Source organism: Amycolatopsis sp. cg5 (genome assembly GCF_041346955.1).
Taxonomy (GTDB): domain Bacteria; phylum Actinomycetota; class Actinomycetes; order Mycobacteriales; family Pseudonocardiaceae; genus Amycolatopsis.
The window spans coordinates 9323108-9348774 of the sequence record NZ_CP166849.1 but is presented as its reverse complement, the minus strand read 5'-3'; the positions used below and the strand labels follow the sequence as shown (position 1 = coordinate 9348774).

The window sequence follows — 25667 nt, the reverse complement described above, 5'->3', positions numbered from 1 at the left end:
TCCCGTCACGCGACGTTTTCGAGGCCGGTGTGGTACTCGACGGAGTCACCGGTGATCTGCATGAAGGCCTGCTCCAGCGAGCCGACCTGCGGGCTCAGCTCGTGCAGCACGAGTCCGTTGTTCGCGGCCAGCTCGCCGATCTTCGCACTGTCCAAACCGGACACCACGATCGCCGACTCCTCGTCCACAATGGACGCGCTGGCGTTGAGCAGCGCCTGGCGCAGCTGCGGAAGCTGAGGCGAGCGCACCTTGACGGTGTTCTCGGCCGCCCTGGCGACGAATTCCTCGGTCGAGCTCTGCGAGATCAGCTGCCCCTTGCCGATCACGATCAGCTGAGACGCGGTCAGCGCCATCTCCGAGAGCAGGTGGCTCGAAACGAAGACCGTGCGGCCTTCCTCGGCCAAGCGGTGCATGAACTTGCGGATCCAGAGGATGCCCTCCGGGTCGAGCCCGTTCACCGGCTCGTCGAACAGCAGCACCTCCGGGTCGCCCAGCAGCGCGGCGGCGATCCCCAGCCGCTGCGACATACCCAGCGAGAACCCGCCTGCCCGCTTGTTCGCGACCGCGGTCAGGCCGACCGTCTCCAGCACCTCGTCGACGCGACGGGCCGGGATCTTGTTCGACTTCGCCATCCACATCAGGTGAGCGCGCGCCGAGCGGTTGGGGTGCACCCATTTCGCGTCGAGCAGCGCGCCGACCGAGCGGAGCGGGTGCTTGAGTTCGTGGTAGAGCTTGCCGCCGATGCGCACCTGACCCGAGGTGGGGTTGTCCAGCCCCAGGATCATCCGCATGGTGGTCGACTTCCCGGCGCCGTTGGGGCCGAGAAACCCGGTCACTTCACCGGCGGGGACGCTGAACGACAGGTTGTTCACTGCCAGCGTCTTGCCGTACCGCTTGGTGAGGCCCACTGCCTCGATCATGTCTGCTCCTCCGATGCGGCTGAACCGCTTTAAAGGCGTTAGTCCCGCGTCGCCCCGTGTATCCCCCGGACTGAAAACAGTTTGTCGGACCGAGCCATCCCGCCGCGTCATCCTCGAGACCGAACCTCATCCCCGACCTGAGACGTAGCTTGGCCGCGATCGCCGGTCGGCGCGATCGGGAATGACCCTGAGTCGACCCTGAATCGACCCTGTTGCGGTCATTATTGAACCATGGTTCAATAACCACGTGGTCCGGCCGCGCAGCATCAGTGACGAACGTCTGCTGACCGCCGCGTCGACCGTGACCGGGCGCCACGGGCCGGGATTCACCCTGGCCCAGGTGGCCGCGGAGGCCGGCGTGGCCGTCGGCTCGGTGTCGAAACGGTTCGGCTCGAAGGACGGCCTGCTCGAGGCGCTGTGCGTCGAAGCGACACGCAACGCGGTCGAGTCGATGCGCACGGCGAGCGCCGAGGCGAGTAGTCCTTTGGATGGACTGCGCGCGGCGGCGGTGAGCGTCTACGTCGGCCTCGGCGACGCGGAAACCGCCGCGAACCACCTCGGCCTGCTGGGCATGGACATCGTCGACCCGACCCGCCGCGCACTGCTCGGCGAGCACTTCACGGCGGTGGAGAACGAACTGCGCCGCCAAGTGCGCCTGGCGCTGAAGGAACTACCCGGCGCGCCCGGCCCCGCGCGGGCCGCGCGCACGCTGCTGGACGTGATCAACGGAGTGTCGATCGACTGGTCCATCAGGCCGAAAGGCAGGCTGGCTGACCGGCTGGAGCAGGACATCGACGCGGTACTGATGGGGTGGATGAAATGAGCAAGGTCGCACTGGTCACCGGCTCGACGCGTGGTTGCGGCCGCGCGATCGCGGTGGAACTCGGACGTCTCGGCATGACGGTCTTCGTCACCGGCCGCACGACCCGCACCGAGAAATCCCCGCTCAACCGGCCGGAGACCATCGAAGACACGGCCGAACTGGTCGACGCGGCAGGCGGCAGGGGCATCCCGGTCCGCTGCGACTTCATGTCCGTGTCCGATGTGGACGCACTACGCGCCCGCATCGAGTCCGAAGTAGACGGTCAGCTCGACGTCCTCGTGAACGACGTATGGGGCGGTGACCACATGGCCCAGATGTGGACCCCGTTCTGGGAGTCCGATTTGGACATGGCACTCAACCTCGTGCACAACTCACTCGACACCCACCTCATCGCGCTCCACCGCCTGCTCCCGCTGGTCCTGCGCAAGAAGGGCGGCATCGTCATCGAGGTGACCGACGGCGATGTCGACGACTACGTGGGAGCCGGCCTCCCGTATCACCTGGTCAAGTGCGGAGTCCGGGCCTTGGGTCGTTCGCTCGGCGTCCTGCTCGGCGAGCAGGGTTGCGTCGGCATGGCAGTCACCCCCGGCTTCCTGCGTTCGGAGGCCATGCTCGAGCACTTCGAGGTCACCGAGGAGAACTGGCGCGACGCACCCGGCAAGACCGCACCGGCCGACTTCGAGTGGTCCGAGACCCCGACCTACCTCGGCCGCGGCGTCGCCGCCCTCGTCCAGGACCCCGACATCGCCAGGTACGCGGGCAAGACGATCGCCTCGTGGACGCTGATGCACGAGTACGGCTTCACCGACGTCGACGGCACGCGCCCCGACTTCGGCGCCGTCCTCGCCGGCCGCAAAGAAAAAGCCCGCCTCTAGTCCTTGGTCGTGAGTGTTCCGGCCGGTTCTATTGATCCGTAAGGCAAATATGGCATGATCGTGGTGTGAACGCGAAGGTTCGGGTGACGGATGCGCGGCGGCTTTCCCAGCAATCGCAGGAGGATCTGCGGCGGCGGGTGGTCGCCGCGGTCCAGTCTGGGCGGACCCAGGTTGAGGTCGCGGAGCTGTTCGGGGTGTCGGTGCGGTCGGTGACGCGGTGGTGGACAGCGTTTCAGCGCAACGGGAATCGGGCGTTGTATGCCGAGAAACGTGGTCGGCGTGCTGGCGAGCAGATGGCGCTGGATGTGAGGCAGCAGGCGCGGTTGCGGCGGGCGGTGCTGGGCAGGTATCCGGACCAGTTTCAGCTGGTGGGGCTGGTGTGGACCCGTGGTCTGGTCGCTGACCTGGTGAAACGCTGGTTCGGGCTGGAGTTGTCACGGGTGACGATCGGGAAGTATCTGCGGTCGTGGGGGTTCTCGCCGCAGAAGCCGGTGCAGGTGGCGTATGAGAAGAACCCGGAGAAGGTCACCGAGTGGCTTGAGCAGCGGTATCCGGCGATCGCGGCGCGCGCGAAGCGGGAGAAGGCGGTGATCCTGTGGCTGGATCAGACGGGGCTGCGTTCGGACGCCTCGGTCGCGGCCACGTGGGCTCCGGTCGGGAAAACCCCGGTGGTGCCCAACAGTGGCAAGCGGTTCACGGTCAACGCGATGGCCGCGATCAGCAACAAAGGCGAGCTCTACTTCACCGTGTTCCAGGGCGGGTTCAACGTCCACGTGATGATCGAGTTCCTCGATCGGCTGGTGCGTCACGTTGATCGCAAGATCCACCTGATCGTCGACGGGCACCCCTCACATCGCGCGATCCTGCTCAAAGACTGGCTCGCCCAGCGGACCGAGCGGATCGAGATGCATTTCCTGCCCGGTTACAGCCCCGAACTCAACCCCGTCGAACTGCTCAACGGCGACCTCAAACACCACGTCACCGCAACACAAAGCCCCCGCACCCAAGAGGAACTGGCGGCAGGCGCACGCACCCACCTGCGCCGCCGCCAGAACCAACCCGACCGCGTGAAAGCCTTCTTCGGCAAGGAACCCGTCCGCTACGCCGCAGACTGACACGCCATATTTGCCTTACGGATCAATAACCGGCGAAAACACTCACGACCCCCTTCTCGGCTGCCTCGTCGCGTCGGGGCGTGGTCCGCCCGAGTGAGGGCCTACTTCGCTCGGATTCGTGGGGTGAGGGCCTAGTTCGACCGTATATGCGGGTGAGGGAGGCCCTGACTTGCTCGGCTCGGGTGAGGGAGGCCCGCACCCGCACCCTCCCCGAAGCAAAGTTGCCTCAAAACCTAAGTTGCCTCACCAAGGCAACTTAGGTTTTGAGGCAACTCACGACCCTCAGGTCAAGCCTGGCCGAGCCAAGCCCGTCTCGTAGGCAAGGACCACGGCCTGCACCCGGTCCCGCAGTTCGAGCTTCGACAGGATCCGCCCGACGTGCGTCTTCACCGTCGCCTCCGAGAGGAACAGCGACTCCGCGATCTCCACGTTCGACATCCCCTTCGCGATCAACACGAAGACCTCGCGCTCGCGGTCGGTCAGCACGTCCAGCACGGCCGCGTCCCGCATCGCGCTGCCCGCCGTCCCGACGAACCGGTCCAGCAGCCGCCGGGTCACGCTCGGCGAGACGACCGCGTCGCCGTTCGCGACCGCGCGCAGTGCCGACACGAGGTGTGACGGCTGGGTGTCCTTGAGGAGGAACCCGCTGGCTCCGCCCTGCAAGGCCGAGTACACGTACTCGTCGAGGTCGAACGTCGTCATGACGAGCACGCGTGCCGTGCCTGCCGCGACGATCGCCTTGGTCGCTTCGACGCCGTCGAGCACCGGCATGCGGACGTCCATCAGCACGACGTCCGGCCGGAGTTGCTCGGCGAGTTTGATCGCCTGGGCGCCGTCGCCCGCCTCGCCGACGACATCGATGTCTTCCTGTGCGCCGAGCACCATGCGGAAGCCGACCCGCATCAGTTCCTGGTCGTCGACGACCACCACCTTGATCACGACGCCAACCTAACGGGCAGGGTGGCGAACACGCGCCAGCCACCGCCGGTGACCGGGCCGACGTCGAGGGTGCCGCCGAAGACGTGGGCGCGCTCGCGCATGCCGATCAGGCCGTTGCCGCCGCCGGTCACCGGGCGGCCGCCGACCGGCGCGAGTATTCCCGCGCCGTCGTCGGTGACTTCGACCGTCACCACGTCTCCTGTTCGCTGGACCTTGACGGACGCGCTGGCGCCGCGGCCCGCGTGTTTCAAGGCGTTGGTCAATGACTCCTGCACGATGCGGTAGACCCCGAGCGAAACGCCCGCAGGCAGCTCGCCGAGGTCGCCCATCTCCATGTCGACCGGCAGTCCGGACGCGCGGACGCGCTCGGCCAGCTCGACCAGCGCCTCGGCGTTGGGCTGCGGGACACGGGGCTCGCCATCGCCGTCCTCGTTGCGCAGCACGTCCAGCAGCCGCCGCAGCTCGGCGAGCGCGCCGCGGCCGGTGTCGGAGATCGTGGCGAGCGCGCGGCCGGCGAGCTCGGGGTTGGACTTGATCGCGTACGACGCGCCGTCGGCCTGCACGACCATCACGCTCACCGCGTGCGCGACGACGTCGTGCAGCTCGCGGGCGATGCGGCCGCGTTCCTCGCCGACGGCCAGCTTGGTCGCCTGGTCCCGTTCGTTCTCCAGCAGATGCAACCGAGCCTCCACTTCTTGCTGGTAGGCGTGCCGCGCGCCGACGAACTCGCCGAGCACCCAGCACAGCGCCAGGCAGATCGCGATCACGAACGCCCAGACGCCCTTGTCCGGCATCGGCTCCAGCGCGAGCTGTCCCCAGCTGGCCAGCAGCACCGCCACCACGTACAGCGCGCCGTGGCGCCGTCCGGTGTAGACGAGTACCGAGTAGACGCTGATGCCCGTCCCGATCGAGCTGCCGATGCCGATCCCGATGAGCGCGTCCGGGATGCTCAGCAGCAGCACCGAGTACGCCGAAGCGAGCGGGTACTTGCGCCGGAACACCAGCGGACTCACCGCGATGATCGACATGGTCACGGCCAGGAACGGATGCTCGACCGACGGCTCCTCGGACGTCACGTCCACCGCGATGATCGGCAGCGTCATGATGCTGAGCAGCACTGCGATCAAGGAGTCGCCCACCATCGGGCGAGCTCGCATCCAGAGGCTCAGTCGTCGCACCTCACCACAGTAGGTCGCGGACCGGCTTCCGCGCGTCGCCCGCCGGTAGCACCCTCGGTGCGACCGCAGGATGACCTCTAGGATTCCCCCATCTGAACAAGTCAGGGGGGCGGATCGTGACGGCACCGGAGGGGCGGCTGGCCGGCCCGCTGTCCATGTCCGTGGCGAACCTCTGCCACCGCCTGCAGCCCCAGGTCTCCGCGCGCACCGCCGCGGGCTTCGCCGAGGTGCTGCGCAGGCTCGGCGCGCCGCTGCAGGTCGCCGTCGCCGGGCGGATCAAATCCGGGAAGTCCACGCTGGTCAACGCGCTGATCGGGCGCCGGGTCGCGCCGACCGACGTCGGTGAGTGCACCCGGCTGGTCACCCGGTTCCAGTACGGCACGGTCGACCGGGTCGAGGTCGTGTTCAACGACGGCCGCAAGCAGGTGCTGCCGTTCGCCGCCGACGGCGCGATCCCCGCCGAGCTGGGCGTGAACATCGACGAGGTCTCGCACATCGAGGCCTACCTGACCAACGCCGTGCTCCAGGGCATGACGGTGATCGACACGCCCGGTCTCGGCTCGCTCGACGCCGCGTCGGTCTCGCGCACCGAAGAGCTGCTCGGCGCCGCGAAGCACCGCAAGGACGATGACGGCGAAGAAGGCTCCGACGATCTCGACGACACCTCGCGCAACGCGGTCGCGGGCGCCGAGGCCGTCCTCTACGTGGTGACTCAGGGCGTCCGCGCCGACGACCAGCAGGCACTGGCCGCGTTCACCGCAGCCACCGCGAGCCGCGAGGCCGGTCCGGTCAACGCGATCGCCGTGCTCAACAAGGCCGACACCATCGCGCCGGAGTCCGTCTCCGGCGCCGACGGCGACGTCTGGAAGGCCGCGACCATGCTCGCGGAGAAGCAGGCCGCGACGCTCAAGCCCCGCGTCGCCGACGTGCTCCCGGTGATCGGCCTGCTCGCCGAGTCGGCTGAGTCCGGCGGCTTCACTTCCGCGGACGCCGAAGCGCTGCGCCAGCTCTCCGCGCTGGACGACGACATCCTCGAGACGATGTTGATCTCGGCCGACATCTTCACCAGCTGGGAGTGCGACGTCCCGTCGGGCACCCGGCTGCGGCTGCTGGAGAAGCTGGACCTGTTCGGGATCCGGCACGCCGTCGAGGCCATCCGCAAGGATCCGGAGATCACCGCCGGCGCGTTGCGGCGCAGCCTGCTCGACGCTTCCGGCCTCGCCGCGGTCCGGCACCGGCTCAACCTCGTGTTCGCCGCGCGCGCCGACGGCATCAAGGCGGCCGCCGCGCTGGCTTCGGTCACCGCGCTCGCGCACGCGTCGGGTGATCCCGGCGACCGCCAGCGCGTGCACGACGCCATCGAGGTGCTGCTCGCCAAGCCGGAAGCCCATCAGCTGCGTCTGCTCGAAGCGCTGACGCTGGTCGCGTCCGGCGCCGTCGACATGCCGGAAGACCTGTCCGAAGAGGTGCTGCGGGTCGGCAGCAACGCCGACATCGGCGCCCAGCTCGGCATGCCCGGCAGCTCACGCCAGGAGCTCGCGCCGTTCGCGCTGGAACGCGCCGGCTGGTGGCGCTCGTTCGCGTCGTTCGGCGCGACGCCGGCGCAGAGCCGGGTCGCGCATGTCGTGCACCGGGCATATTTCCTGATCTGGCAACAGCTTCGCGAGGCCTGAAGTCGCTATCCTGCTCGCGTGTACGTGGCAGGCAGTGAGTCGTGGCGGTTCACCTGGGGTGATGACCTCGCGGTCGACGTCGCCCTCTACCTGCGCGACGCCTTGGCGTTGTCGATCGACGACGACCTGCCCGCGGTCGATCCGCCCGTTCCCGTCTCGGTGCCGGAAGGCGTCGACCGGGCAGCCGTGCAGCGGGAGTGGCCTGGCTGGTGGACCGACGTGCTCGCGTTCGTCGCCGCGCGCGGTGAACGCGATCCGCACAAGCGCCGCGCGCTGACGCCGGTGCCCACCGAACGGGCCGCGTTGATGCACGCCGTCGAGGTCTTCACGGAACCCGCGTCGAAACACCTGCGCGGCCACCGGATGAACCACCTGCCGCGCGGCGCGAACGTCGGCCCGGTGGTGCGTGAGCTGGAGGCGTCGTTCGGCCGCAAGGCCCGCCCGTTCACGATGACGGTGACCGAGGTTTCGGTAGCCGGTCTGGTCTGGCAACGCTTGGCGGACAACCACGTTCTCGTCTCGGCGAGGTTCGCGCGTGACACTGACGCCCTCGACGTCGCATTACGTGGCCTGCTGGGTGAACTCGTCTGAATTCGGCTGTTTCGCACTCCCGGAACGACGGGTTCCAGCACACTGATGCCCATGAATCCGGACGACGTGCCCACCGGGCAGATCGCCGCGGCGGGCATCGCGCAGATCATCGCGGAAGCCGACGGAACTGAAACCCGCGGAACCGAATCGGCGCAGCCCGCGTCGGAGCCCGATGTGCAGCCCGTTATCGCGACCGCCGCTCCAGCCGACCTCGAGCAGGCTTTGGCCGACCGGCGCTCCTTGATCCAGCTCTGTCTTTACGCGATGGACCGCGCGCGCAGTGGCGGCGTGGTCGAGCGCATCGAACACGGCCTCGCCGAGATCGGCGTGCGTGCGCTGCGTCCCGACGGCGACCGGTTCGACCCCGCGGTGCACGAGGCGGGCGGCGCGACGCCGACCGACGACGAGGCGCTGGCAGGCACGGTCGCCGAGACCGAGGTCGTCGGGTTCGCCGACCATGACAAGCTGTTGCGCGCCCCGATCGTCACCGTCTACACGAAACGGCCATAGTGACCGCTCCGAGTTTGCCGCAGCAGGTACAGGCGACCAGAGACCAGCTGCTCACGTTGCTGCGGGAGATCGACCCCGACGGCGCCAAATGGGTCGACGAGGTGCGCAAGGCCAGGCCGAAGCGTCCGTCGGTCGTGGTCGTCGGCGAGACGAACCGCGGCAAGAGTTCGCTGGTCAACGCCATGCTCGCGACGCCGGGGCTGTCACCGGTCGACGCCGACGTGGCGACCGCGACCTATCTGGTGTTCGAGCACGCCGCCGAATGGGGCGCGCAAGCGTGCTATCCCGGCCAGCTCGCGCCGGTGCCGATCAGGCTCGACCAGCTGATCAACTGGGTTTCCGCGGCGCACGAGCTGCCGGAAGGTCAGCTGCCGCCGCGCTACGTCGAAGTCAGCGGGCCGGTCCCGCTGCTGGAGCGGGTGTCGATTGTGGACACTCCGGGTGTCGGCGGGCTCGACTCGATGCACGGCGAGCTGGCGATGGAGGCCGCGTCGAGCGCGACGGCGCTGCTGTTCGTCGTCGACGCGTCCGCCCCGTTCACCTCGACCGAGCTGCAGTTCCTCGCCAAGGTCGGCGACCGCGTCGAGACGGTGTTGTTCGCACTGTCCAAAACGGACGCCTTCCGCGGCTGGCGCGAGGTGCTCGAAGCCGACAAGCAGCTGCTGGCCCAGCACGCGCCCCGGTTCGCCGACGCGACGTTCTACCCGGTTTCGGCGCGCATGTTCGAGATGGCAGGCAAGGCGCCGAACGAGCAGGCCGCCGGGATGCTGCGCGAGAAGTCCGGCATCGCCGCCTTGCAGGGCGCGGTGCAGGAAATGCTCGTCGGTCGTTCGGCGATGCTGGGTGAGGCCAACACGATGCGCGCGTTGTCGAGTGCGCTGGCCGAACAGAAAGCCAAACTCCAGGCCGAAAGCCGCGCGTTGTCCGCCGGTGAGGCCGAGGCCGAGCAACTCCGTGAGCGCCGCGAGCAGCTCATGGCCGAGCGCCGTACGTCGACGCGGGGCTGGCAGCTGAAACTGCGTGGCGAGGTGCAGCGCACCCGCGTCGAGGTCGGCCACGAGAGCAGCCGTCAGATGCGCGACGCGCAGACGCATTTCCGCCAGCTCATCGAGGCGGCCAAGCGTGACGACCTCGCGGCGCTGCCGCAGCAGGTCGACATCGCGTTGCAGACCACGTCGCAGCGCGTGTCGATGCTGCTCGCCCAACGTCTGAACCAGGTCACCAACGTCTCGCTCTCCGAGCTGTTCTCGGCGGAGGAACTCGACGTGATCCGCGCGCAGTTCGCGCGCGCGGGCGGACCGCCGGTCGTGCTGCGGCCGCCGGAGAAGAAGCCGCCGACCGCCGAGGACAAACTGCTCGTCTTCATGGGGATCTCCGGCGGGCTCGGTGCCGGGAAGGTCGCCGCGTTACCGCTCGCCGGCGTCGCGATCCTGAACCCGGTGATCCTGCCCGCGACGATCGTCATCGGCCTCGGCGCAGGCTGGTGGATGGCGCGCACGCGCAAGCACGCCGCCGACAAGCAGCACATGAAGCAGTGGCTGGTCGAGGCGATCGCCGACGCCAGGTCCACATTGGACCAGCTGGTCGCCGAGCAGCTCATCGAGGCGGAGCAGCAGCTGACCATGGCGCTCGACGAGGCGCTCGGCAGGCGCATCGACGCCATCGAGGCCGAGATGAAGGAAGTCGACAAGACGATCAAGATGGGCGCGCAGGAACGGGCGAAGACGATCGCGATCGTGGCGAAGCGGCTCAGTGGCGTTTCCGATGGTCGCGACCGCGCCGAAGCGCTGCTCGCGCGCATGCGCACGCTCCGCGACAAGGCCTGACCGTGTGATCCGGTTGTGGCCGGGAACCGGACAGGCCTACCGTGAGTCATAGGCTTAGCGAAAACATCCAGGCAGCTCAAAGGGGGCATGTCCCGTGTGGGTCGACGAGAGTGGCGGAACGGACGCTGACGCCAGCAGCACCGCAGGCATGACGATCCACGCCGACGGTCAGGACTACTCCGCCGAGATCAACTACGACCTCGACAAGGACGGTGTCGCCGACACGGCGATCGTCGAGAACCCGGACGGCTCGGCGCAGGCGTTCATCGACACCAACCACGACGGTGTCGCCGATCAGTTCGCCCGCCTCGACGACGAAGGCAACGTCACCGAGAAGGCCGTCTACGACGACTCCAGCGGGCACTGGATCAACGCGGGCGGCTCGCACGGTGGCGACGACGACTCCGGCAAGCAGGCCGGATCCGGCGGCCACATCACCGCCGACCTGCCCGACAAGGGTGAGGTCGACGTCGGCGCGGCGACCGTCGACACCAACAACGACGGCGTGAACGACACGGCCGTCGTGCACACCAAGGACGGTGGCACGATCGCGTTCACCGACAAGGACGGTGACGGCGAGGCCGACGTCGCGGTGCAGATCGACTCCAGCGGGCACTCGACGACGCTCGAGCACACCGGCAAGGGCGAATGGACCGAGAAGGCCAGCGGCCTGATGGACTCCGGCGACCCCGCCGCCGACGAGGCGTGGGGCGGCGCGGGCACCGAAACACTCGAAGGTGTCGCGAAGATCGATTCCGTCACCGGGCAGTGGATTAGTCCCAATTAAGTAACCCAGGTCACAATCAGGTCCCCGTGTGCCACCCGGCATGCGGGGATCTTGTGTTGTGGCTCACCGGAAGATTTTCGCCGGATGGCCCATTCCGGTGATACTGAATCGATTCCCTTATCGTTCTTGTGAGAGAACCGACAGGACAGCTCTCGGTTACCTGCCGGTCATCCGGCTACCCTCGTGGAATCCCCAAACCAGCACACCGCCTTCCGGCGGTGCGCGAAGCCATTCGGTCGCCGGCAATGCAGCCCGCACGAGGACAGCGTCGTTCTCCGTGCGGGTTATCTGTCGTCGCGGAGTCAGGAGAAGACGAGATGACCGCAGTCGCCATCCCCGGACTGGATACAGCGCCGACGACGCACAGTGGCGTGCTGTCCTGGGTTCGGGAGGTCGCTGAGCTGACCACCCCGGACCGGGTCGTGTGGGTGGACGGATCCGACGAGGAGTCCGCTCGGATCAACGCGGAGCTGGTTGACGCCGGCACGTTCGTGCAGCTCAAGTCGCGCCCGAACTCGTTCTGGGCCGCTTCCGACCCCAACGACGTCGCGCGGGTCGAAGAGCGCACCTTCATCTGTTCACTGGACAAAGAGGACGCAGGCCCCACGAACCACTGGGCCCACCCCGACGAGATGAAAGCCACGATGACCGAGCTGTTCCGTGGCTCGATGCGTGGTCGCACGATGTACGTGATCCCGTTCTGCATGGGTCCGCTCGGGGACGAAAACCCCAAATTGGGTATCGAGATCACCGATTTCGCTTACGTCGTGGCCTCAATGCGCGTGATGACCCGCGCGGGTGCCGCGGCACTCGAGAAATTCGTCACCGAAGACGGCACCGAGCGTGAATTCGTGCCCGCGCTGCACTCCGTCGGCGCGCCGCTCGAGCCGGGTCAGAAAGACGTTTCCTGGCCCTGCAACGAAACCAAGTACATTTCGCATTTCCCCGAGGAGCGCGCGATCTGGAGCTACGGCTCCGGCTACGGCGGAAACTCCTTGCTGGGCAAGAAGTGCTACTCGCTGCGCATCGCCTCGGTGATGGCCCGTGACGAGGGCTGGCTCGCCGAGCACATGCTCATCCTCAAGCTCATCTCGCCGGAGAACAAGGTCCACTACGTCGCGGCGGCGTTCCCGTCCGCCTGCGGCAAGACCAACCTGGCCATGCTGCAGCCGACCATCCCGGGCTGGCGTGCCGAGACCCTCGGCGACGACATCGCGTGGATGCGCTTCGGCGAGGACGGCCGTCTCTACGCGGTCAACCCCGAGTTCGGCTTCTTCGGCGTCGCGCCGGGCACCGACTGGCACACCAACCCCAACGCGATGCGCACCATCGACCAGGGCAACACGGTGTTCACCAACGTCGCGCTGACCGACGACGGCGACATCTGGTGGGAGGGCATGGAGGGCACGCCCGAGCACGCCACCTCCTGGAAGAAGCAGGACTGGACGCCCGACTCGGACGAGAAGGCCGCCCACCCGAACTCGCGCTACTGCACGCCGATGTCGCAGTGCCCGATCCTCGCGCCGGAGTGGGACGACCCGAAGGGCGTGCCCATCTCGGCGATCCTGTTCGGTGGCCGCCGCAAGACCACCGTCCCGCTGGTCAACGAGGCCCGCGACTGGCAGCACGGCGTGTTCATGGGCGCCACCATGTCGTCGGAGACCACGGCCGCCGCGGCGGGCGCGGTCGGCAACGTCCGCCGCGACCCGATGGCCATGCTGCCGTTCCTCGGCTACCACGCCGGCGACTACTTCAAGCACTGGCTGGCGCTCGGCAAGAACGCCGACGCGAACAAGCTCCCGAAGATCTTCTACGTCAACTGGTTCCGCCGCGGTGACGACGGCCGGTTCCTGTGGCCGGGCTTCGGCGAGAACTCGCGCGTGCTCAAGTGGGTCATCGAGCGCGTCGAGGGTCGCGGCAACGCCGTCGAGACGCCGATCGGTTTCGTCCCGAACGCCGAGGACCTCGACACGGACGGCCTGTCCGAGCCGATCGAGGACATCCAGGCCGCGCTCGGCGTCGAGGCCGAGGAGTGGCGCAAGGAGATCCCGCTGATCGAAGAGTGGTTCGACAAGATCGGCGACAAGGTCCCGTCGTCGCTCCGTGACGAGCTCGCCGCGCTCAAGCAGCGCCTGGGCTAGGTAAGTACGTAATAAAGGCCCCCTTCGCCGGTTGGCGAAGGGGGCCTTTATTACGCGGTCAGGAGGTGGGCTTGACCGTGCAGTTCACGGTCGGCGTCGCACCGGCGTCCGACACGACGCAGTCGACCGACTGGCCAGGCGCGGGAATGGGGATCTGGGCGACGGTCGGCCCGGTCTCGTCGGAACCCGTCGAGAAGCGCAGGGTCGTCGGCTGCGAGCCGGGTACGCCGCGGATCAGGAACAAGGTCCGGGTGGTGTTCGGTTCGATGCCGATCGACGGGCCCGTGCCGCCGTCGTTCTCCTGGTGCGCCCACATCTTCCCCTTGGCTCGTCCGGCTCCATTCAACTGGTGATCAACGGGAAATTGATATTGGCGGAACCGCCATGGCCGGTAGCTTGATGACCATGACTGGGGATTTCAGGTTCGGCGTCAACATGACCGTGCCCGCTTCACGTGACGAATGGGTCGAGAAGTGCCGCAAGGCGGAGGGGCTCGGCTTCGACGTGATCGGCGCGGCCGATCACCTGTGGATGGCGCCGCCGTTCCCCGCGCTGGTGCTCGCCGCCGAGGCGACCGAACGCGTGCGGCTCAACACCTACGTGCTCAACGCCGCCTTCTACAACCCGGTGGTGTTGGCCCGTGAGGTCACCGGCACCGACCTGTTCATCGACGGCAGGCTGGAGCTCGGCCTCGGCGCCGGCTACATCAAGGAAGAGTTCGAGTCGACCGGCATGCCCTGGCCGAGCGCCGGCAAGCGCATCGACCACCTCGAGCGCACGGTCAAGGAGCTCAAGCGGCTCTACGCCGACCCCGACCACCGGCCAGCGCCGGTGCAGAAGCCGGGGCCGCCGCTGCTCATCGCCGGTCGCGGCGACCGGCTGCTCACGCTGGCCGCCGAGCACGCCGACATCATCGCGTTCCCCGGCGCGGCCAGGGTCCCCGACGGCGCGCAGGTCAAGGCCGAGCACGCCGACGGCATTCTGGAGCGGGTGGAGTTCGTCCGAGGGAAGCTCAACGGCCGCGAGGTCGAGCTGAACGTCCTCACGCCACAGGTGGTCGTCACGAACGACCGGGCAGGCGCGATCGAGCAGGCGTCGAAGCAGATCGCGGGGCTGACCGTCGAGCAGATCGGCGAGATCCCGACCTTCCTGTGCGGCACCCACGAGCAGATGGCCGAGCAGATCCGCGCGAACCGCGAGCGGTACGGCTTCACCTACCTGACGGTGCTCGAAGGGAGCATGGACGCCTTCGCACCGGTGATCGAGCTGCTGAAGTGATCGAGGCCGGCGGCCTCGGCGTCCAGCTCGCCGACGACTGGCTGTTCTCCGACCTGGACTTCGTCGTCGAGCCTGGCGAATGCGCGGCGATCATCGGGCCGAACGGCACCGGCAAGTCCACCCTGCTGCGCTGCCTCTACGGCATGCAGACGCCGACGACCGGCGAGATCAAGGTCGCGGGCATGGCGCCGGACGAGCGGCGGGTCGAATTCCGGCGCGCCGTGTCGGTGCTGCTGGATGATTCGGACTTCTTTGCCGAGTTGACCCCGGTCCAGCATCTGAAGTTGCTGGCCGGGTCGTTCCGCTTCGACCTCGGCGACCTCGACGCGTTGCTCGCCGACGCTGGGCTGGGCGAGCGAGCGCACCTGGCCGCCGGCGTCTTCTCGGCGGGGCAGCGACGGCGGTTGATGTTGCTCGGAGCCACGGTCAGGCCGCATGACGTGCTGCTGCTCGACGAACCGGAGCGGGCGCTGGACGTCGCGGGCAAGGACTGGCTGACCTCGCTGATCGCGCGCTCGACGGCCGCTGGCGCCGCGGTGGTCGTCGCGACGCACCACCCGCCGCTGCTGGAGGCCGCGGACAGCGTGCTGGAGTTCGTGTGACGGTCGGCGCGCCGGCCAGGGTGCCCGGCAGGCAGCGGTTCGGCGGTGTGCGTCCCGGCGATTCGGCGACCCTGCTGGGGTTGTTCGCGGTCGGCATCGCGGTGCAGGCGTTCTTCCGGCTGGAGTCACTGCGGTCGTTCCTTTTCGGACAGTCCACAGCGGACGTTCAGGCGATTCTCGGGCTGCTCGTCGCGTGTGGCGCGCTGATGTGGCGCGCGTTGCTGCGCCGGGGTTTCGTGTGGGCCGAGCCCGCCGTACTCACCTGGATGGACTTCGCGGGAGCGGACCGCTCGCGTGTCATCGGCCGCCGCATGTGGGCGGTGTGGTGCGTCGGCGTCGGCATCTTCGTCTACGTCGGCGCGCTGACCGGCGTCGCGGGCGGCGTCAGCGGAGACATGTGGCTCGCCGCGAGCGCGTTGCTGCTGGGCAGCGCGGTGGTGTCACTCTCGACCGCCCGGCGCCCGCCCGTGCGCGGCGAAGAATTCGGCCCGGTACTGCTCGCTTCGCTCGGTCTGCTCGTCGCTCGGGCCCGGCTCGACCCGCTCGCGCTGGAGGCGCTGGCGGCGGCACTGTTCGTGCTGGGCGTGGTGCGCTGGCGTGCCACGGACACCGTGCTCCAAGCCGGGCGGCAGGCGCTGGTCGACGGCTGGAACGAGCGTCTGGTCCGCACGGTCTCGCTGACCTTCCTCGACCCGCTCGCGCTCCTGCCCGCCGCCCGCCCGGCGCGGTTCTCGCTGCGACGGCCGACCGCGCTTCGCTTCGCCTGGCTCGGCGTCGCGGGCCGGGCCCGCTATTGGGGCGCGGCCGTCTCGCTCGCGATCGCCGCAGTGCTCGGCGCCGCCGCCGCACCCGCGCTCCCGGACGTCGTGTTCGTCGCGCTGACCGGGTACTGCGCGCTCATCCCGTTCACCGGCGGCATTGGCGAGCTGTGGCGCAACGACGGCCGCCGCCGCTGGCTCGGCACGTCCGATCTCGGGCTTTGGCTGGCCAACCTGCTCGCCATGCTGGTGCTGGCCGCACTGTGGGGAGTGGTCCTCGTGGCCGCCGGCCTGGTGCTCGGCGATCCGCCGAGTCGCATGGCACTGCTGATCCTGCCGATCGTCGCGGTGTCGGCGGTCCGCACCGCCACCCGCCCGCCGACGACCTTCGACAACCTCGGCGTCGTCACCTCGCGCGTGCTCGGCCAGGTGCCGACGCGGCTGTTCGCCCAACTCCTGCGCGGCCCCGATCTGCTCATCGCCGCCACGCTGATCTTGGCCGTCCTCACCCGAACTGGTGACGTTCTGTAACTGAAATGCGAGCTTTTGTGGCGAAATAGCTACCGCCGTACCCGCTTTTGGTCCATTCCGATACGCCGTTCGCAGGCTAGGCTCGCCAGTGATCGGAAGGGAGCTCGTGGTGGGTGGCGGACATGCGCCGGGTGCGGGACGCAGGGCGACCAGCGAATTCCCGTCCGGCTGGACCGACGAGCAGATCATCGCCGTGATCAAGGACGTCGCCAACGACCCCGGCGAGCCCCGTCGCCGCCAGTACAACGGCCGCTGGCGTTGCGCCGGCGAGCGCTACGGCGTCCACGTGGTCGTGCTCGTCGAGGAAGACGGCATGGTCCACACGGCGTTCCCGATCGCGGGCCACGGCGTCGTCCGCAATCCCGACACCGCCAAGGACCCGGCCAACCCCACGGTCGCCGACCTGTCGGCGGGCCGTATCAGCTACTTCGCCGACGTTCTGCTCGCCCAGCTGGCCAACCGGCTGCCCCAGGAGGACTTCAGCCACTACCGCGGGCTGCTGTGGTCAGGCGAGTGGGACGAGCTGGTCGACACCATGATCGCCCACCTCTGCGCCGAGAACGTCCGCTTGACCGTCGACGAGTACGCCGACCTGGAGCGCTTGCTCAACACCTACGAGCTGCCGCTCGAGGGCTACGTCTTCCTGAACGACCGCGACCACATCCTCACCCAGCTCCGCCCCCGAGCCGCCCGCGCGTAAGGGGTCGTGAGTGGTACGGCCGGTTCTAACCGGCGAAAACACTCACGACCTCGGCCGGGCTAGCTCGCTTGCGGAACCTCGGACTCGGGAGGTTCTCCGACGGCGACGGCCGCCTGCAAGGTCGCCAGCGGCAGCTCGACCGCGGCCGCGATGGCGGTCACTGTGAAGAACGCGGGCGTCGGAATCCGCCCTGTCTCGATCTTGCGCAGGGTCTCCACCGAGATACCGGCTTCGAACGCGACGTCGACCATGCTGCGCGAGGCGCGTGCGGCGCGCAGGATCGCGCCGAGGCGCTCACCGCGTGACCGCTCTTCATCCGTAAGTGGGACCCGAACCATGCCCCAATAGTAATACCGATCCACATGTCCACAACCTGTGGACAACTCTGTGCACAGGTACCCACAACCCAAGAGAAAGGGCCCCGCCGAGTCGAAACTCGACGGGGCCCACAACACCTGGGGGTATCAGGCGCCCGGAGGCACCGGAAGCGGGATCCCGGGGATGCTCTGGTCGTTCGGCACCTTGCCGTCGACGAGGTAGTCCTCCACGATCTTGTCCACAGCCGCGTTGCCGCCCGCGTAGATGCCGTGGTCACCCTCTCCGGTGATGGTCAGCATCCGCGAGTTCGCGAACGCCTTGTGCGCACGGGTCGCACCCTCGATCGGGGTCGCCGGGTCGTGCACCGACTGGACGATGACCACCGGGGGCACGCCGACGCCGTTCAGCACGGGCAGCGGGGCCGGGGGACGCTTCCAGAAGATGCACGGCTGGATCAGCCAGCCTGCACCCAGCAGCGGCAGATCCTTGTTGATCAGCTTCTGCGAGTCGCGGATGACGCTCTGGCGGTTGCCGGGCCACGGGCCCTCGTTGCACGGGATCGTCCAGAAGCTGGCGTCGTAGGCGTCGCCGTCGCTCGGGACCATCAGCGGCTGCGGGCCGAGCGCCTCGGTGGCCTTGCTCTCGGCCTTGACCTCACGGGCGGCCGCGGCCTTCTGCGACTGCGAAGCCGTGCCCTCGGTCAGCGTGCGGACGTTGACCAGGTAGTCGGCCAGGCCGGGGAAGGCACGCTTGGCGTAGATCTGCGAGGCGATGAACGAGTCGAGCCCGTTGGCCGAGACGTTCGAGCCGTCGACCTCGACCGGGTTCTGGGTCAGCGCGTAGCGGACCTTCTCGTAGGTCTGGCGCGCGGCCTCACCGGTGGTGCCGAAGTGGTACAGGTTGTCGTACTTCGCCATCCACGGCAGGAAGTCCTGACGCCAGCGGCGCTCGAAGCCGAGCGGCTGCCAGTCGAACGAGTCGTGCCACGAGGTGGTGAACTCGGTCGCCGAGTCGAGGATGAAGCGGCCGGTGCGGGTGGGGAACTGCTGCGCGTAGTGCGCGCCCATCCAGGTGCCAGCCGAGTAGCCGACCCAGTTGATCTTGTCGCGGCCGAGCAGCACGCGCAGCAGGTCGAGGTCGCGGACCGTCTGGTCGGTGTTGATGTACTGGCCGAGCTCGCCCGACTTCACCTGGCACGAGTGCGCCGCGTACTTCGTCGCGTCGAGGATCAGGTTCAGGTTGTCGCGGTCGCGGTCACGCGGGTCGAGGTCCGAGCCGGTGCCGATCGCGCCACCACAGGTGATGTTGGTGCTCTTGCCGGTGCCACGCGGGTCGATGCCGATGACGTCCTGCGCGACACGCAGCCGGGTCTGGTTACGCAGCCGGGCCGGGAAGTTACGGCCGGGCGCGCCGGGGCCGCCGGGGTTCGTGAACACGCTGCCGGTCGACTCGGGACCGGTCGCCTTCAGCCTGCTGACCGCGATCGTCAGGTCGATCTTCTCGTTGGTGCGGTACCAGTTGCGCGGCGACTTGAAGACCGCGCACTCCATGTTCTCCGCACCGGCGGGCGGCGCGGTGGGCAGGTCGGCGCCGACGACGCACTTGTGCCAGTCGAGCTTCTGGTTCGCGTACTGAGCTGGGATGTTCGTGGAGTTCAGAGGCTGCGCTTTGGCCTCTTGACCTGCGAAAGCAGGAGTGAACCCGGCCAGCATGGTGCCGGCGAGAGCCGGAATCACCACCGCATAGCGGAGTCGCTTCATTCGGTGCCCCTATTCAATCGTCGTGCGAAGACATGCTCCGCGACTTGGGGCTATTGATATCCGTCCGAACGGTCAGTAGCAACCGCCCTTCGTTGGTCGGTGTGTTGCTCCAACTGCTTGCTGATCAAATCGATATAGGACAGACGTGACGGGAAGGGCCGGAAGTTCTAGGGTCAGCGGCACTAACGGCTGGTAACGGGAGTGTGTAGGTGAGGTCCGATGTCGTCTGGTAAGTCCAGCGGAAAGGTGAGCGGGTTTCAGTTCAGCCCGTGGAACCTGTTCCTGCTCGTGCCACTGCTGATCCTGGTGACGCCGCTGTTCAACTTCGAGAACCCTCGGCTGTTCGGTATGCCGTTCTTCTACTGGTTCCAGCTGGCATTCGTCTTCGTCGGTGTCATCTCCACCGCGATCGTCTACTGGGGGACCAAGGGCAAGCCGACCGTCGAGCGGACGGACAAACTGAACGTCGACGACCTCGACGAGGGGGCTAAGTGAGCAACATCCAGTGGCCGGAACTCATCATCTTCACCGCGCTCTTCCTGCTGGTGACGGTGCTCGGTTTCCTGGCCTCCCGCTGGAAGGCCGCCGCCTCGCTCGACCATCTGGACGAATGGGGACTCGGCGGCCGCAAATTCGGCTCGTGGGTCACCTGGTTTTTGATCGGCGGTGATCTTTACACCGCGTACACGTTCGTCGCGGTGCCTGCTCTCATCTTCGGCGCCGGCGCGATGGGCTTCTTCGCGCTGCCGTACACGATCATCACCTACCCGCTGGTGCTGCTGCCCGCGCTGCGCATGTGGTCGGTTTCGCGCTCGCGCGGCTACGTGACGCCCGCCGACTTCGTGCGCGGCCGCTTCGGCTCGCCGGTGCTGGCGCTGCTGATCGCGCTCACCGGCATCGTCGCGACCATGCCGTACATCGCGCTGCAGCTCGTCGGCCTCGAGTCGGTGCTGCGCACGATGGGGCTCAACGGCTCCGGCATCGTCGGGCACCTGCCGCTGCTGGTCGCCTTCATCATCCTGGCGGTCTACACCTACCAGTCCGGCCTGCGCGCGCCCGCGCTGATCGCGTTCGTCAAGGACATCCTGATCTACGTGGTGATCATCGCGGCGATCATCTACCTGCCGAGCAAGCTGGGCGGCTGGGCGCACATCTTCGACACCGCGAAGGCCAAGTTCGACGCGACGCCCGCCAAGACCGACGGCATCTACCTGAACAGCAACAACCAGCTGCAGTACATCACCCTGGCCTTGGGCTCGGCGCTGGCGCTGTTCCTCTACCCGCACTCGCTGACCGGCGTGCTCGCCTCACGCGGCCGCAGCGTCATCAAGCGCAACATGGTCGCGCTGCCCGCGTATTCGCTGCTGCTGGGCCTGCTGGGCCTGCTCGGCTACTTCGCGATCAGCGCGGGTGCCAAGCCGATCAACAACGCGGCCACCGGAAAGCCCGACACCAACACGATCGTCCCGGTGCTCTTCGACGGCCAGTTCCCGGCCTGGTTCGCCGGCATCGCCTTCGCGGCCATCGGCATCGGCGCGCTGGTGCCCGCCGCGATCATGTCGATCGCCGCGGCGAACCTGTGGACCCGCAACATCTACAAGGAGTTCCTCAAGAAGGACGCCACACACGCGCAGGAGGCGAAGCAGGCCAAGCTCGCTTCGCTGATCGTGAAGTTCGGCGCGGTCGCGTTCATCCTGTTCATCGACCCGCAGTTCTCCATCGACCTGCAGCTCATCGGCGGTGTGCTGATCCTGCAGACGCTGCCTGCGGTGGCGATCTCGCTGTACACCAGGTGGCTGCACCGCTGGGGTCTGGTCGCGGGCTGGGCCGTCGGCCTCGGCTGGGGCCTGATCATCCTGTACGGCATCGGCAACCCGGCCACCGGAAAGCAGCACTTCGCCGGTTCGGCGCTGCCGCTGGGCAACCTGTCGATCTTCGGCTGGCACCCGTTCTCGGGTTCCCAGGTGCAGATCTACGTCGGTTTCGTCGCACTGGTGGCGAACCTGCTGGTCGCGGTGATCTTCACGGTGATCGCACGCAAGCTGAAGGTCTTCAACGGCACCGACAGCACCAACCCCGAGGACTACCACGCCGACGAAGGCGACAAGGACCTCCGCGCGGTCGGCGCGCACTAAAGGCGGCTCGACAAGAAGCGGCGCTGGGGCTCCGAACACGGGAGCGCCAGCGCCGCTTCGTAGTACGTACGGGCTTTCTCGGGATCACCGGCCTTGACCCACAACGCACCGAGCACGGCCGGGAGCAAGGTGTAACCAGGCAGGTCGAGTCGTTCCAGCTCGGCGATCCCGGCGGCCGCACCGTCCACCATGGACAGTGCGATCGCCCGGTTCAGCCGGGCCACCGGCGACGGCCGCAGCTCCACGAGCTGGTCGTAGAGCCCGAGCACCTGCTGCCAGTTCGTCGGCGGCGTGCTGTGGCAGAGCGCGATCGCGGCTTCCACGTGGTACGCCGACAGCTCATCGCCGACGCACGCCGCTTCGAACAGCCTCGTGCCGTCGGCGATCATCGCGTCATCCCATTCGGCCTGATCCTGCTCGTCCATCAGCAGCAGGTCCCCCTTGGCGTCGACCCGCGCCGGCAGCCTGCTGGCCTGCAACAACATCAGCGCGACGAGCGCACGCGCCCTCGGCAGATCCGTGCGCGGCTCGGCGAGCAGCAGCTTGCCGAGCCGGATCGCCTCGCCGCACAGTTCACCGCGGACCGCGACCTCGCCGGTCGTCGTGTCGTAGCCCTCGTTGAACAGCAGATACAGAATCGCGAGCACACTGTCCACACGCGACTCCAGAGCGTCGTTGCCCGGCAGGTCGAGTCGCTTGCCGTGCAGGAACTTCTTCGCTCTGGTCAGCCGCTGCGCGATGGTCGCCGGTTTCGTCAGCAGCGCGGACGCGATCTCGGTGACCCCCAGCCCGCCGACGGTCTTCAACGTCAACGCCACCTGCGAGACCACCGGCAGCGCGGGATGACAGCACAGGAACATCAGCGCCAGCTCGTCGTCGCCCGCGGGCTGCTCCACGCTGTCGAGTTCGGCCAGCAACGGCAGCTTCGCGCGCAACGTCCGCTCGCGCCGCACCACGTCCAGCGCGCGATTCCGCGCCGCGCGGAACAGCCAGCCACCCGGATTGTCGGGCACCCCGGTCTGCGGCCACGTCCGCAACGCCAGTTCGAGCGCGTCGGCGACGGCTTCCTCCGCCAGGTCGAGCCGCTCCGGGCCGAGCGCGCGGAGCAGCGTGGCGGTGATCCGCCCGGCGCTGTGCCGGAACAAGTGCTCCACCACGCCGTCCGCGGCGCTCATCGGCGCAGGTGTCCTTCGCGCGGGGTGTGCTCGTCGAGCGTGATCTCCCTGACGACCAGCGCGAGCCCGCCCTCTGGCACCACCGGATGGGTGGCGAGGAGCTTGGTCGCCTCGTCGAGATCGGCGGCTTCGATCACCAGGTAGCCCGCGATGACCTCGCTCGCCTCGGCGAACGGCCCGTCGGTGATCTGGACGGATTCGCCGTTCCCCCGGATCGACTTCGCCGCGTCGCCGAGCCCGGCCGCCGCGATCAACCTGCCCGACGCCTTGAGTTCCTCCTGCCACGCGAGGTAGCGGTCCATCGGGGACACGGGATTGTCGCCGGGACCGGTGTAGCGGTCATCCGGGAGCATCAACGCCACGAATTTCGGCATGTCAGTCCTCGCACCCGCGTTCGCCGACCTTGCGCACCTCGATCGGCCCGTACTCCAGGTGCGGATGCGTGCCGAAGATCTTCTCGGCCTCGTCGAGGTCGTTCGCCACGATCACGATGTACCCGCCGACGATCTCGGCCGCTTCGGCATGCGGGCCGTCGGTCGCGGTCAGCTCACCGCCGGCCGCCCTGATCACGCGGCCACGCCGCGACAGTCCGCCGCCGCTGACGATCTTGCCCTGCTTGTCGAGGTCTTCGCTCCACGCGATGTACCGCTCCAGCGCACGCTGCCCCTCGCCCGGCGCGAGCTGTGCTTCCGTGGCCGTGGTGCTCCGGAGGAATCCGATGAAGTTCGTCATGGACCGTCCTTTCCGTTGGTCGATGGTCCCTAGACGAACAACCGGCGGGCAAATCGACACTACGGTGGAAGCCATGAGCGACGAAGTGAGCCGGTTCGGTGTGGTCGAGCCCGAAGACCTGCCGGACGACCTGCGCGACCGCGTCGGCGCGATCGCCGACAAGTCGGGTTTCGTGCCGAACATCTTCCGCGCGCTCGGGCATCGGCCCGCCGAGCTGCGCGCGTTCCTCGACTATCACGACGCGCTGATGGACAAGGCCGACGGACTGACCAAGGCCGAACGGGAGCTCGTCGTCGTCGCGACCTCCGGCGCCAACCACTGCACGTACTGCGTGGTCGCGCACGGCGCGATCCTGCGCGTGCGCGCCAAGGACCCCGAGCTGGCCGACCGGGTTTCGAGCAACCCGTGGCAGGTCGAGCTCGACGAGCGTGGCCGCGCGATCGTCGACCTCGCCCTGGCGTTGGCACATGACTCGGCCGCTTTCGGTGAGGCCGAACTCGCGGACGCGCGGGAGGCGGGGCTGACCGACGACGAGATCTGGGACGTCGGCGCGATCACCGCGTTGTTCGCGATGTCGAACCGGCTCGCTCACCTGACCGCGCTGCGACCCAATCCCGAGTTCTTCCTCATGGGCAGGCTGCCGCGTTAGTGCGGCGGCGGAAGAGCTTGGCGAACAGCGCTGCCAGCTTGCGGACGGGCTTGTGCCAGAGCTTGGGTGCGGGGCCGTAGTAACGCGGGTCCTCGTTCGGCTTGAACATGTCGCCGGTCAGCAGCGCCACGTCGTGCCCGCGCGGGCAGTGGCCGCTGACCGAGATCATCCCCGGCTGGAGGTTCTCCACCCAGTCGACCTCGTCGACGCCGAGCAGGGTTCGCCGGTCGCAGACCGGGCAATAGACGACGAACATGGTTCACCACTCCAGTCGCCAGGTTTGACTGACCAGGTCATGGCCGAACTCGTGCACCGGCTCCTGCTCGACGAGCCGGAAGCCGGCGCGCTCGTAGAGGTGCCTGGCGGCGGCCAGCAGATCGACCGTCCACAGCGTCATGGCCGAGTAGCCGCTCGCGTGCGCGAACGCGACGCACTCGTCGACGAGCCGCTTTCCCACGCCGAAGCCACGCGCTTGCGGCTCGACGAGAAGCATCCGGAGCTTGGCGGTCTTCGCGTCCGGGCCCGGCATGCAGAAGATGCTGCCGACGCGTTCGCCGTCGAGTTCGGCGATCCAGCCCGCCTGGCGCGCGGTGCCCTTGCCGTCGACGTAGTCCGCGGCGACCCTGGCCACGAGCGCTTCGAAGCCCTCGTCCCAGCCGTACTCGCGCGCGTAGACGGCGCCGTGGCGTTCTATCACCCAGCCGAGGTCGCCCGATCGTGGCGGACGGAGCACGAGTGCGGGATTCGCCCGCCGTTCGCCGACCAGTCCGCTGATCGTGCTCATCGCGGTGAGGAGCTTGCGCTGGTCGAACTCGCTGAAGCGGCTGAGCAGCCCGCCGATCTGTGCCGTGGACCTGGCGTTGAGTACGCCGAACGCGGCCTGCCCGTCGGAGGTGAGCCTGACGACCTGGCGGCGGGCGTCCTCGTCGCAGCGCTCGCGGGTCAGCAGGCCGCGGGTTTCGAGCCTGGCGAGCAGCCTGCTCGCGTAGCCCGCGTCGAGGTCGAGACGTTTGCGCAGATCGGGGACGCGGGTGGTCGGGCGCTGCGCGAGTTCGAAGAGCACGCGCGCCTCGCTGAGCGAGTACTCGGCGTCGGCCGGTCCTTCGTTCAGCACGCCGATCACGCCGGTGTAGAGCCGGTTGAAGGCGCGGACCGTGGCGACCCGGTCGGCCAGCTGCTGGTCGTTCATTGACCACCTCAACTAGTTCGTTGACATGGTCAAGCTTTACGCCGCATCAGTGCTGGTCGCAACCTATTTTGGGCAAATGGAAACCCCGTGATGCTGCCAGGTCGGGGGTCCGCCAGCATCACGGGGTCATCTGGGGTATCGACGCCACGGTGAATGGCGTTACACCCCATGCGTTATGTGTTCTAGGTCACTCGTTCGGGTGAAGAAGTCGCACCCGAAAGTGGATCAGCGAGTGAAGGTCTGACGCGCCTGGGCGATCGCGATGAGCTCCTGACGAACGGTCGCGGTGGCCGCGGTGTCGATCGCCCGGTTCAGCGCCCGGCGAGTGCGAGCCTCTGCGCGGCGGGCACGGAGCTTGGCGGCGATGTTGTTCATCGGTTCTGCATCCCCTTCGAGGATCTCTTGGTGTTCGTGGCTTGTGCATCTAGTATGCGCCTTTTTTCACAAGTAGTCCAACGATTA

At 68.0% G+C, this 25667-nt stretch carries 28 protein-coding genes; 16 read left to right on the top strand and 12 right to left on the bottom strand.

Annotated elements, in window-relative coordinates; genetic code table 11:
• Positions 1 to 5: 5 nt before the first annotated feature.
• Positions 6 to 920: an ABC transporter ATP-binding protein gene (locus AB5J62_RS42685; RefSeq protein WP_370945748.1), complete on the bottom strand. Its 915-nt coding sequence runs from the start codon at positions 918 to 920 to the stop codon at positions 6 to 8.
• A 247-nt stretch (positions 921 to 1167) separates the two neighbouring features.
• Between AB5J62_RS42685 and AB5J62_RS42680 the strand changes: the two genes are divergently transcribed.
• The 3 genes from AB5J62_RS42680 (at position 1168) to AB5J62_RS42670 (ending at position 3733) form a co-directional block, all read left to right on the top strand.
• Positions 1168 to 1743, top strand: a complete 576-nt coding sequence (locus tag AB5J62_RS42680) for a TetR/AcrR family transcriptional regulator (protein ID WP_370945747.1) — start codon at positions 1168 to 1170, stop codon at positions 1741 to 1743.
• A complete protein-coding gene (locus AB5J62_RS42675) occupies positions 1740 to 2618 on the top strand; it encodes an SDR family NAD(P)-dependent oxidoreductase (RefSeq protein WP_370945746.1) in 879 nt (292 codons plus the stop codon). Before AB5J62_RS42680 ends, AB5J62_RS42675 begins: the two co-directional genes overlap by 4 nt.
• A gap of 65 nt (positions 2619 to 2683) precedes the next feature.
• The gene (locus AB5J62_RS42670; RefSeq protein ID WP_370942872.1) at positions 2684 to 3733 is read left to right on the top strand and encodes an IS630 family transposase; all 1050 of its coding nucleotides are present in this window, start codon (positions 2684 to 2686) and stop codon (positions 3731 to 3733) included.
• 282 nt (positions 3734 to 4015) lie between these two features.
• Here AB5J62_RS42670 and AB5J62_RS42665 read toward each other — a convergent pair whose 3' ends face one another.
• Entirely contained in the window at positions 4016 to 4672 is a 657-nt protein-coding gene (locus tag AB5J62_RS42665; protein WP_370945745.1) for a response regulator, read from the bottom strand.
• Positions 4669 to 5814: a sensor histidine kinase gene (locus AB5J62_RS42660; RefSeq protein ID WP_370950482.1), complete on the bottom strand. Its 1146-nt coding sequence runs from the start codon at positions 5812 to 5814 to the stop codon at positions 4669 to 4671. The genes AB5J62_RS42665 and AB5J62_RS42660 overlap by 4 nt, the downstream gene beginning before the upstream one ends.
• Positions 5815 to 6005: 191 nt before the next feature.
• On the opposite strand from AB5J62_RS42660, the gene AB5J62_RS42655 reads away from it, so the two are divergent.
• The 6 genes from AB5J62_RS42655 (at position 6006) to AB5J62_RS42630 (ending at position 13378) form a co-directional block, all read left to right on the top strand.
• Positions 6006 to 7523: a dynamin family protein gene (locus AB5J62_RS42655; protein ID WP_370950481.1), complete on the top strand. Its 1518-nt coding sequence runs from the start codon at positions 6006 to 6008 to the stop codon at positions 7521 to 7523.
• An 18-nt stretch (positions 7524 to 7541) separates the two neighbouring features.
• Entirely contained in the window at positions 7542 to 8114 is a 573-nt protein-coding gene (locus AB5J62_RS42650; protein WP_370945744.1) for a hypothetical protein, read from the top strand.
• 51 nt (positions 8115 to 8165) lie between these two features.
• Positions 8166 to 8624: a nucleotide exchange factor GrpE gene (grpE, locus tag AB5J62_RS42645; protein ID WP_370945743.1), complete on the top strand. Its 459-nt coding sequence runs from the start codon at positions 8166 to 8168 to the stop codon at positions 8622 to 8624.
• Entirely contained in the window at positions 8624 to 10450 is a 1827-nt protein-coding gene (locus AB5J62_RS42640) for a dynamin family protein (protein WP_370945742.1), read from the top strand. The genes grpE and AB5J62_RS42640 overlap by 1 nt, the downstream gene beginning before the upstream one ends.
• Before the next feature lie 94 nt (positions 10451 to 10544).
• Positions 10545 to 11237 (top strand): hypothetical protein, encoded by a 693-nt coding sequence (locus AB5J62_RS42635; RefSeq protein WP_370945741.1) that lies wholly within the window; start codon positions 10545 to 10547, stop codon positions 11235 to 11237.
• Between the two features lie 317 nt (positions 11238 to 11554).
• Positions 11555 to 13378, top strand: coding sequence for a phosphoenolpyruvate carboxykinase (GTP) (locus AB5J62_RS42630; RefSeq protein ID WP_370945740.1), 1824 nt, complete (start codon positions 11555 to 11557; stop codon positions 13376 to 13378).
• A 58-nt stretch (positions 13379 to 13436) separates the two neighbouring features.
• On the opposite strand, the gene AB5J62_RS42625 is transcribed toward AB5J62_RS42630, so the two are convergent.
• A complete protein-coding gene (locus AB5J62_RS42625; RefSeq protein WP_370945739.1) occupies positions 13437 to 13694 on the bottom strand; it encodes a hypothetical protein in 258 nt (85 codons plus the stop codon).
• 89 nt (positions 13695 to 13783) lie between these two features.
• On the opposite strand from AB5J62_RS42625, the gene AB5J62_RS42620 reads away from it, so the two are divergent.
• The 4 genes from AB5J62_RS42620 (at position 13784) to AB5J62_RS42605 (ending at position 17247) form a co-directional block, all read left to right on the top strand.
• Positions 13784 to 14656, top strand: a complete 873-nt coding sequence (locus AB5J62_RS42620; protein ID WP_370945738.1) for an LLM class F420-dependent oxidoreductase — start codon at positions 13784 to 13786, stop codon at positions 14654 to 14656.
• Positions 14653 to 15258, top strand: coding sequence for an ATP-binding cassette domain-containing protein (locus tag AB5J62_RS42615; RefSeq protein ID WP_370945737.1), 606 nt, complete (start codon positions 14653 to 14655; stop codon positions 15256 to 15258). The genes AB5J62_RS42620 and AB5J62_RS42615 overlap by 4 nt, the downstream gene beginning before the upstream one ends.
• On the top strand, positions 15255 to 16547 hold the full coding sequence (locus AB5J62_RS42610; RefSeq protein ID WP_370945736.1) for a hypothetical protein: 1293 nt from the start codon (positions 15255 to 15257) through the stop codon (positions 16545 to 16547). The genes AB5J62_RS42615 and AB5J62_RS42610 overlap by 4 nt, the downstream gene beginning before the upstream one ends.
• A 109-nt stretch (positions 16548 to 16656) precedes the next feature.
• A complete protein-coding gene (locus AB5J62_RS42605; protein WP_370945735.1) occupies positions 16657 to 17247 on the top strand; it encodes an EndoU domain-containing protein in 591 nt (196 codons plus the stop codon).
• 59 nt (positions 17248 to 17306) lie between these two features.
• Here AB5J62_RS42605 and AB5J62_RS42600 read toward each other — a convergent pair whose 3' ends face one another.
• Both AB5J62_RS42600 and AB5J62_RS42595 read right to left on the bottom strand, forming a co-directional pair.
• Complete coding sequence (locus AB5J62_RS42600) at positions 17307 to 17585, bottom strand: helix-turn-helix domain-containing protein (RefSeq protein WP_370945734.1); 279 nt, start codon at positions 17583 to 17585, stop codon at positions 17307 to 17309.
• A 126-nt stretch (positions 17586 to 17711) separates the two neighbouring features.
• A complete protein-coding gene (locus tag AB5J62_RS42595) occupies positions 17712 to 19325 on the bottom strand; it encodes an alpha/beta hydrolase (protein ID WP_370945733.1) in 1614 nt (537 codons plus the stop codon).
• 219 nt (positions 19326 to 19544) lie between these two features.
• On the opposite strand from AB5J62_RS42595, the gene AB5J62_RS42590 reads away from it, so the two are divergent.
• Both AB5J62_RS42590 and mctP read left to right on the top strand, forming a co-directional pair.
• A complete protein-coding gene (locus tag AB5J62_RS42590) occupies positions 19545 to 19820 on the top strand; it encodes a DUF3311 domain-containing protein (protein ID WP_370945732.1) in 276 nt (91 codons plus the stop codon).
• Entirely contained in the window at positions 19817 to 21460 is a 1644-nt protein-coding gene (gene mctP, locus AB5J62_RS42585; RefSeq protein ID WP_370945731.1) for a monocarboxylate uptake permease MctP, read from the top strand. The genes AB5J62_RS42590 and mctP overlap by 4 nt, the downstream gene beginning before the upstream one ends.
• Here mctP and AB5J62_RS42580 read toward each other — a convergent pair.
• From AB5J62_RS42580 to AB5J62_RS42570, 3 genes are read right to left on the bottom strand one after another with little or no spacing between them, the layout of a single operon-like run.
• A complete protein-coding gene (locus AB5J62_RS42580; protein ID WP_370945730.1) occupies positions 21457 to 22635 on the bottom strand; it encodes an RNA polymerase sigma factor in 1179 nt (392 codons plus the stop codon). The two genes, mctP and AB5J62_RS42580, sit on opposite strands and share 4 nt — an antisense overlap.
• The gene (locus AB5J62_RS42575; protein ID WP_370945729.1) at positions 22632 to 23009 is read right to left on the bottom strand and encodes a YciI family protein; all 378 of its coding nucleotides are present in this window, start codon (positions 23007 to 23009) and stop codon (positions 22632 to 22634) included. Before AB5J62_RS42575 ends, AB5J62_RS42580 begins: the two co-directional genes overlap by 4 nt.
• A gap of 1 nt (position 23010) precedes the next feature.
• On the bottom strand, positions 23011 to 23367 hold the full coding sequence (locus AB5J62_RS42570; protein ID WP_370945728.1) for a YciI family protein: 357 nt from the start codon (positions 23365 to 23367) through the stop codon (positions 23011 to 23013).
• Between the two features lie 73 nt (positions 23368 to 23440).
• Between AB5J62_RS42570 and AB5J62_RS42565 the strand changes: the two genes are divergently transcribed.
• On the top strand, positions 23441 to 24016 hold the full coding sequence (locus tag AB5J62_RS42565) for a peroxidase-related enzyme (protein ID WP_370945727.1): 576 nt from the start codon (positions 23441 to 23443) through the stop codon (positions 24014 to 24016).
• Here AB5J62_RS42565 and AB5J62_RS42560 read toward each other — a convergent pair.
• From AB5J62_RS42560 to AB5J62_RS42550, 3 genes are all read right to left on the bottom strand, one after another.
• Complete coding sequence (locus tag AB5J62_RS42560) at positions 23994 to 24272, bottom strand: hypothetical protein (RefSeq protein WP_370945726.1); 279 nt, start codon at positions 24270 to 24272, stop codon at positions 23994 to 23996. The two genes, AB5J62_RS42565 and AB5J62_RS42560, sit on opposite strands and share 23 nt — an antisense overlap.
• Before the next feature lie 3 nt (positions 24273 to 24275).
• Positions 24276 to 25205, bottom strand: a complete 930-nt coding sequence (locus tag AB5J62_RS42555) for a GNAT family N-acetyltransferase (protein ID WP_370945725.1) — start codon at positions 25203 to 25205, stop codon at positions 24276 to 24278.
• A 225-nt stretch (positions 25206 to 25430) separates the two neighbouring features.
• Positions 25431 to 25580 (bottom strand): hypothetical protein, encoded by a 150-nt coding sequence (locus tag AB5J62_RS42550; RefSeq protein ID WP_176968572.1) that lies wholly within the window; start codon positions 25578 to 25580, stop codon positions 25431 to 25433.
• Between the last annotated feature and the right edge of the window lie 87 nt (positions 25581 to 25667).

Excerpts from the sequence above, each read along its gene's own strand:
- AB5J62_RS42570 (WP_370945728.1), bottom strand. The coding sequence starts at position 23,367 with ATGACGAACTTCATCGGATTCCTCCGGAGCACCACGGCCACGGAAGCA.
- AB5J62_RS42555 (WP_370945725.1), bottom strand. The coding sequence starts at position 25,205 with ATGAACGACCAGCAGCTGGCCGACCGGGTCGCCACGGTCCGCGCCTTC.
- AB5J62_RS42660 (WP_370950482.1), bottom strand. The coding sequence starts at position 5,814 with ATGGTGGGCGACTCCTTGATCGCAGTGCTGCTCAGCATCATGACGCTG.
- AB5J62_RS42575 (WP_370945729.1), bottom strand. The coding sequence starts at position 23,009 with ATGCCGAAATTCGTGGCGTTGATGCTCCCGGATGACCGCTACACCGGT.
- AB5J62_RS42655 (WP_370950481.1), top strand. The coding sequence starts at position 6,006 with ATGTCCGTGGCGAACCTCTGCCACCGCCTGCAGCCCCAGGTCTCCGCG.
- AB5J62_RS42675 (WP_370945746.1), top strand. The coding sequence starts at position 1,740 with ATGAGCAAGGTCGCACTGGTCACCGGCTCGACGCGTGGTTGCGGCCGC.
- AB5J62_RS42550 (WP_176968572.1), bottom strand. The coding sequence starts at position 25,580 with ATGAACAACATCGCCGCCAAGCTCCGTGCCCGCCGCGCAGAGGCTCGC.
- AB5J62_RS42565 (WP_370945727.1), top strand. The coding sequence starts at position 23,441 with ATGAGCGACGAAGTGAGCCGGTTCGGTGTGGTCGAGCCCGAAGACCTG.
- grpE (WP_370945743.1), top strand. The coding sequence starts at position 8,166 with ATGAATCCGGACGACGTGCCCACCGGGCAGATCGCCGCGGCGGGCATC.
- AB5J62_RS42620 (WP_370945738.1), top strand. The coding sequence starts at position 13,784 with ATGACTGGGGATTTCAGGTTCGGCGTCAACATGACCGTGCCCGCTTCA.
- AB5J62_RS42560 (WP_370945726.1), bottom strand. The coding sequence starts at position 24,272 with ATGTTCGTCGTCTATTGCCCGGTCTGCGACCGGCGAACCCTGCTCGGC.
- AB5J62_RS42595 (WP_370945733.1), bottom strand. The coding sequence starts at position 19,325 with ATGAAGCGACTCCGCTATGCGGTGGTGATTCCGGCTCTCGCCGGCACC.
- AB5J62_RS42685 (WP_370945748.1), bottom strand. The coding sequence starts at position 920 with ATGATCGAGGCAGTGGGCCTCACCAAGCGGTACGGCAAGACGCTGGCA.
- AB5J62_RS42580 (WP_370945730.1), bottom strand. The coding sequence starts at position 22,635 with ATGAGCGCCGCGGACGGCGTGGTGGAGCACTTGTTCCGGCACAGCGCC.
- AB5J62_RS42600 (WP_370945734.1), bottom strand. The coding sequence starts at position 17,585 with ATGGTTCGGGTCCCACTTACGGATGAAGAGCGGTCACGCGGTGAGCGC.
- AB5J62_RS42590 (WP_370945732.1), top strand. The coding sequence starts at position 19,545 with ATGTCGTCTGGTAAGTCCAGCGGAAAGGTGAGCGGGTTTCAGTTCAGC.
- AB5J62_RS42625 (WP_370945739.1), bottom strand. The coding sequence starts at position 13,694 with ATGTGGGCGCACCAGGAGAACGACGGCGGCACGGGCCCGTCGATCGGC.
- AB5J62_RS42630 (WP_370945740.1), top strand. The coding sequence starts at position 11,555 with ATGACCGCAGTCGCCATCCCCGGACTGGATACAGCGCCGACGACGCAC.